Origin of the sequence: Embleya sp. NPDC127516, assembly GCF_044765325.1 — a bacterium.
Lineage (GTDB): Bacteria > Actinomycetota > Actinomycetes > Streptomycetales > Streptomycetaceae > Embleya.
In genome coordinates this window covers 1-5,466 of the sequence record NZ_JBIWJT010000086.1, presented here as the reverse complement: position 1 = coordinate 5,466, position 5,466 = coordinate 1, and the positions used below count along the sequence as shown (strand labels likewise).

The 5,466-nt window shown below is 72.8% G+C and carries 5 protein-coding genes and 1 pseudogene; 5 read left to right on the top strand and 1 reads right to left on the bottom strand.

The window, feature by feature from the left end; translation table 11 throughout:
- The first annotated feature begins 602 nt into the window (after positions 1 to 602).
- The 4 genes from ACIRL2_RS51215 to ACIRL2_RS51200 all read left to right on the top strand — a co-directional run bounded on the left by ACIRL2_RS51215 (position 603) and on the right by ACIRL2_RS51200 (position 4,004).
- Entirely contained in the window at positions 603 to 953 is a 351-nt protein-coding gene (locus ACIRL2_RS51215) for a YciI family protein (protein WP_331770639.1), read from the top strand.
- A gap of 26 nt (positions 954 to 979) precedes the next feature.
- On the top strand, positions 980 to 2,383 hold the full coding sequence (locus tag ACIRL2_RS51210; protein ID WP_395858577.1) for an RNA polymerase sigma factor: 1,404 nt from the start codon (positions 980 to 982) through the stop codon (positions 2,381 to 2,383).
- 69 nt (positions 2,384 to 2,452) lie between these two features.
- A complete protein-coding gene (locus tag ACIRL2_RS51205; protein WP_395858576.1) occupies positions 2,453 to 3,085 on the top strand; it encodes a maleylpyruvate isomerase family mycothiol-dependent enzyme in 633 nt (210 codons plus the stop codon).
- A 124-nt stretch (positions 3,086 to 3,209) separates the two neighbouring features.
- Positions 3,210 to 4,004: a class I SAM-dependent methyltransferase gene (locus ACIRL2_RS51200; protein ID WP_395858575.1), complete on the top strand. Its 795-nt coding sequence runs from the start codon at positions 3,210 to 3,212 to the stop codon at positions 4,002 to 4,004.
- Between the two features lie 61 nt (positions 4,005 to 4,065).
- Here ACIRL2_RS51200 and ACIRL2_RS51195 read toward each other — a convergent pair whose 3' ends face one another.
- The gene (locus tag ACIRL2_RS51195) at positions 4,066 to 4,356 is read right to left on the bottom strand and encodes a hypothetical protein (RefSeq protein ID WP_331770636.1); all 291 of its coding nucleotides are present in this window, start codon (positions 4,354 to 4,356) and stop codon (positions 4,066 to 4,068) included.
- Positions 4,357 to 4,717: 361 nt separating this feature from the next.
- On the opposite strand from ACIRL2_RS51195, the pseudogene ACIRL2_RS51190 reads away from it, so the two are divergent.
- Positions 4,718 to 5,466: pseudogene (locus ACIRL2_RS51190) on the top strand (acetyl-CoA C-acyltransferase); the annotation flags it as partial.

Here is a 5,466-nt window from a genome sequence, read left to right as displayed (position 1 = left end):
GGTTGTTGGTGTTGTAGGGGGTGGTGCCCTAGTAGGACCCGGGCGCCGCCCTAACCCTGACGGTGGGGTCCCCCACCCGGGGGTTGGGGGGGGGGGGGCGGGCGGCCGGGGCCCGGGGCTTGCGGCCCGCGACGGTCGGGGATGTCGATGCCCTCGATCATCGGTTGCCGGCCGGGGCATCACAGGTGCGACGGGTCGTGCTCATGGTGGTGTCTCCTTGCGTCGGACGGCCCGGCGGCGGGCCGGGGGCCGCGTGGGCGGGAGCCGACCCGGCTCGGGAGCGCGCGGGTGCCGGGCTCGCGCGGGGCCGCCGACGGGGGGACGCGTGATCGAACAGGGTCATGGGGGAATGATCGCTCGGCGTCGGGTGGGATGAGTGCGTCGGGGCCTCCGGCGGCTGGGGGACCGGATCGACTCCCTGGCCCGAGTCGTCCCCCACCGACCTCGACGCCCGATCATTGCCGACGCCGCTCGTTACACACGGTGCGGAGAGGTCACGGAAAGTTTTTTCGGGGAGCTGTCGATTCGGTCGTTGCCCGTTCGTCGTCATGGTGTGCGGCAGGGTGCCGGGCGAGGATGTGAAGGACGAACGGGAGTCGGACATGAAGTACATGTTGTTGATTCACAGTGGAGCGATCGACGCGGACGGCGGCGCCGAGGGGTGCACCGTCGAGGACTGGATGAGCTACGACAAGGAGGTCAAGGACGCGGGGATCTTCGTGTCCGGGGAGTCGTTGGCGGATCTGATCACCGCGACGACCGTTCGGGTCGGGCCGACGGGTGAGCGGACGGTGACGGATGGACCGTTCGCCGAGACGCGCGAGGTGCTCGGTGGCATCTACGTGATCGACGTGCCGGATCTGGATGTCGCGCTCGACTGGGCCGCGCGTTGTCCCGGTGCGCGTGGTGGTGGGTCGATCGTGGTGCGGCCGATCGCCGACTTCGACGCCTGACGGCCCGAGGCTGAGGGCGGACGGCGATGAATGAGCGAGCAGCCGATGCCGGGTGGCCCGCGGGCGCGGCCGGGCACGGAGCCGAGGATGTCGGTCGGGGGTCGGGGGACGGGGCGGTGGGCGCGTCCGTCGAGTCGGTGTTCCGGGAGGAGCGAGGTCGGCTGCTCGCGTCACTCGCGCGCCGATTCGGTGATCTCGACCTGGCCGAGGAGGTGGCTTCCGAGGCGATCGAGGCCGCGCTGGTGCACTGGCCCGTCGACGGCGTGCCGGACCGGCCCGGGGCCTGGCTGCTGACCACGGCGCGCCGTCGTGCGGTGGATCGGCTGCGGCGGGACCGGACGTACGCCGCTCGGCTGGCCGTGTTGCAGGTGGAGGCGGATCGGGCCGATCCCGCGCCGCCGCCGGAGGCGGACGCCGACCTGCCCGACGACCGGCTGCAACTGTTCTTCACCTGTGCCCACCCCGCGCTGCCCGCCGAGGATCGCGGCGCGTTGACGCTGCGCTGCCTGGCCGGGCTGACCACGCCCGAGGTGGCCCGGGCGTATCTGGTGCCGACGGCGACGATGGCCCAGCGGATCGTCCGGGCGAAGAAGAAGATCCGCGAGGCGCGGATCCCCTTCCGGGTACCCGGCGCGGACGAGTTGCCGGAGCGCCTGCCCGGCGTGCTCCAGGTGGTCTATTCGATCTTCACCGAGGGCTACGCGGCCAGCTCCGGACCGCGGTTGCAGCGGCTCGACCTCGCGGAGGAGGCGATCCGGCTGGCCCGGATCCTGCGTCGGCTGTTGCCGGCCGAACGCGAGGTCGCCGGGCTGCTCGCGCTGATGCTGCTCACCCACGCGCGCCGCGCGGCGCGGACCGATCCGGACGGCAACATCGTGCTGCTCGACGACCAGGACCGCGGACGGTGGGACCGGTCGATGATCGAGGAGGGTCGGGGCCTGGTGGTGGCCGCGCTGACCGGTGGGCCGGCCGGGCGGTACGCGGTGCAGGCCGCGATCGCCGCGCTGCACGACGAGGCCGCGGACGTCGCGACCACCGACTGGCCGCAGGTGGTGGCGCTGTACGACGTGCTGCTCGTGCTCACCCCCTCGCCGATCGTCGCGCTGAACCGGGCCGCGGCGGTGGCGATGCGGGACGGCCCGGCGGCGGGTCTGGCGTTGCTGGACGAGTTGGCGGGTGAGCCGAGACTGCGCGGCTATCCCCCGTACCCGACCGCGCGGGCGGATCTGCTGGGTCGACTCGGCCGCTTCCCCGAGGCGGCGGCGGCCTACCGCGAGGCGCTGGAGTTGGCCGGCACGGAACCCGAACGGGCACACCTGCGGCGCCGGTTGAGCGAAGTCGAGCCGGTCCCGGGACCCGAGCAGGTCGAGCCGCCCGAACCGCCCGGGTCGGGCGAGCGGTCCGGCTCGGACACGGCCGGCGATCGCTGACGGTCGAGGTCGTCACCACACCCGCGACGACACCTGTACGACAACGACATGACCCGAGGAGAGCCGGACATGGACCGCGACGAAATTCTTGCCTGGGTACGGGACGAACGACTGAGCCTCGCCGACTTCCTCGACACGCTCGACGCGGACGACTGGCGGGTGACCTCGCTCTGTTCCGATTGGACGATGCACGAGTTGGCCGCGCACCTGACCACGTCGACGCGTACGACGCTGAGGAGCATGATCAAGGGCGCGATCCGGGCCCGGGGCGACTTCGACCGGATGACCGCCGACGAGGCCCGGGAGCTGGCCGCCAGGTTCACTCCGGCGGAACTGATCGCCCAAGTCCGCGAGACGGCGGGCTCGGCCCGCCGCGCACCGCTGGCGGCGCCGCTCGACCCGCTCGTCGACGTGCTGGTGCACGGGCAGGACGCCGCGCGACCGCTGGGCCGGGTCCGGGAGATGCCGACGGAGCGGGCCCTGGCAGCCCTGGGCCACGTGCTGTCCAGCCCGTTCTACGGCGCCCGGAAGCGCTGCCGGGGCACGCGCCTGGTGGCCACCGACGCGGAGTGGTCGGCGGGTACCGGCCCCGACGAGGTACGCGGCCCGACCGCCGATCTGCTTCTCCTGGCCACGGGCCGTCCGGCCGGCCTCACGGGCGTCTCCGGCCCGGGCCGCGCCCGGATCGCGAGTGCGCTGTAGGGCACGGCCTTCGGGCATGCGGCCGTCCGGCATGTCTTCGGCGGTGCTCGGTGCCGGGGGAGTTCGGATGCGAAGGTGGGTCGATGACTCTCTCGGTGGTGTGGCGGCGCATGGCGAGGTGGCGGTGAGCGAGGCGGAGGAGCGGTTGGCTCGGGTCGCCCGGGGATGGGACGCGGCGGCCGAGGGGTACGACAACTATTTCGTGCCCCGGTTCGCGCCCTGGGTGCGCACGGCGGTGGCGGGTGTCGGCGGTGCGTCGCTGCCGGAGGGGCCGATTCTGGTGCCCTGCTGTGGGACGTTTCCCGAGCTCGACGTGCTGACGGAGGATTTCGCGGAGCGCGAGATCGTCGGCATCGACCTGGCCCCGGCCATGGTTCGGCGGGCCCGCGAGCGGGCCGCGGGTCGGCCTCGGGTCGGTGTGGTCGAAGGCGATGCCACGTTGCCGGCCGCCCGGTGGTCGGGCCGATGCGCGGCGGTGGTGTCGGTGTTCGGCCTGCAGGCGCTCGCCGAGCCCGAACTCGCGATGGCGTCCTGGGCGGCGGCGCTTCGCCCGGGCGGGCGGCTCTCCGTGGTGTTCTGGCCCGAGCGTACGGAGACCGACGGGCCGTTCGCGCTGATGAGCGACGTGATCCGGGCGCACGTGCCGCCGGGGGACCGCTCCTGGGAGGGGCGACTCGCGGACGTGTTGGCGGCGCGAGGCGCGGTGATCGAGCGGGACGAGTATCCGGCGTACCGGATGTCGCACGCGGACGCGCCGACCTTCTTCGACGCCTTCACCCGGTCCGGGCCGCTGCGCGTGCTCGCCATGGAGCGCGGAGACGAGTTCGTCGCGCGAGTGCGTGCGGAGTTCCTCGGGCGGGCTCCGGCCGGCGTCTGGCACCATCGGCCGCGCGCCCGGCTGATCGTCGCCCGCGGCTGACCCAGGGGCCCCGGGAGGCCCCGAGACGGTCGGTCGCAGCCGGCGCCATGGGGCGCCGGCGCTACTCGTCGGTGTCGCCGAGGAATTCCATGCCGTCGAGGACGGTCACCACGACGACCACCATGACCCCGCGCAGTACGCCGTACTCGATGAGCAGCGCCGAGGCGACCATCGCCTGACGGGTGTCGTCGTCGGGGCCGATGGGGGCGGACGCCTTGGTGTACGGATCGCGGGCCAGGACCCGGAGCGCCTTGGTGAGCTGCTCACGGCGCTCGGGCGGGAGCGAGTCGCGTACGGCGGCGGCCGTTTCCGTGTACTCCACGCGGTACGGGCCGCTCGGGTGCGCCTTCACGGTGCCCTCCCTTCCCCTGGCGTTCCGGTCCTGAGGGGACGGTAGCCGGTGCTCGACGCGGAGACCAGATCGGGGCGGGGCGAGGGGGTGGAATCCGGGTCGGTGCTCCTCGATCGTCGGTTGTCGGACATCGCCGCGCCGTGGGGTGCGCCCGGACGCGCGATCGGTGGTCGGCGAGACGGGTTCGGGATCCGGTGTCGGTGGGCGTGGCCTCTGGCGGAGATACCGACCAGTCGGTACCTTCATGGGGTCGCGGGTTCGGTGCCGCCACCCGCTCGTACTCGCACCGGTTCCGCTCCCACCAGCCGCACTCGGGGCCGGTCGCACATAGGCCGGTCACACTCACAGCAGGGATGCCGTCATGCCCGAAGCAGTCATCGTCTCGACCGCTCGCTCGCCGATCGGGCGTGCGTTCAAGGGTTCGTTGAAGGACGTCCGGCCGGACGACCTGGCCGCCATGATGGTTCGGGCCGCGTTGGACAAGGTCCCCGGTCTGGACCCGCACGACATCGCCGACCTGATGCTCGGCTGTGGCGGGCCCGGCGGCGAGCAGGGCTTCAACATGGGCCGCAATGTCGCGGTCATGCTGGGCATGGATCACCTGCCCGGAACCACCATCACCCGTTACTGCTCGTCCTCGTTGCAGACCACGCGCATGGCGATGCACGCGATCAGGGCGGGGGAGGGCGACGTGTTCGTGTCGGCCGGTGTCGAGTCGGTCTCCCGGGCCGCGCTCAAGGGCAGCAGCGATTCGCTTCCCGACACCCACAACCCGCTGTTCGTACCGGCCGAACAGCGCTCCGCCGAGCGGTCCGGCGCCGCCACCCCGGACTGGATCGACCCACGCGAGGAGGGTCTGCTCCCGGACGTGTACATCGCGATGGGCCAGACCGCCGAGAACCTCGCGCGGCTCAAGGGCGTCTCGCGGGCGGAGCAGGACGAGTTCGCGGTGCGCTCGCAGAATCTCGCCGAGCGGGCGATCGCCGACGGCTTCTGGGCCAAGGACATCACCCCCGTCACGCTCGCCGACGGCACCGTGGTGGCCAAGGACGACGGCCCGCGCGCGGGCACCACGCTGGAGGGCATCTCCGGGCTCAAGCCGGTCTTCCG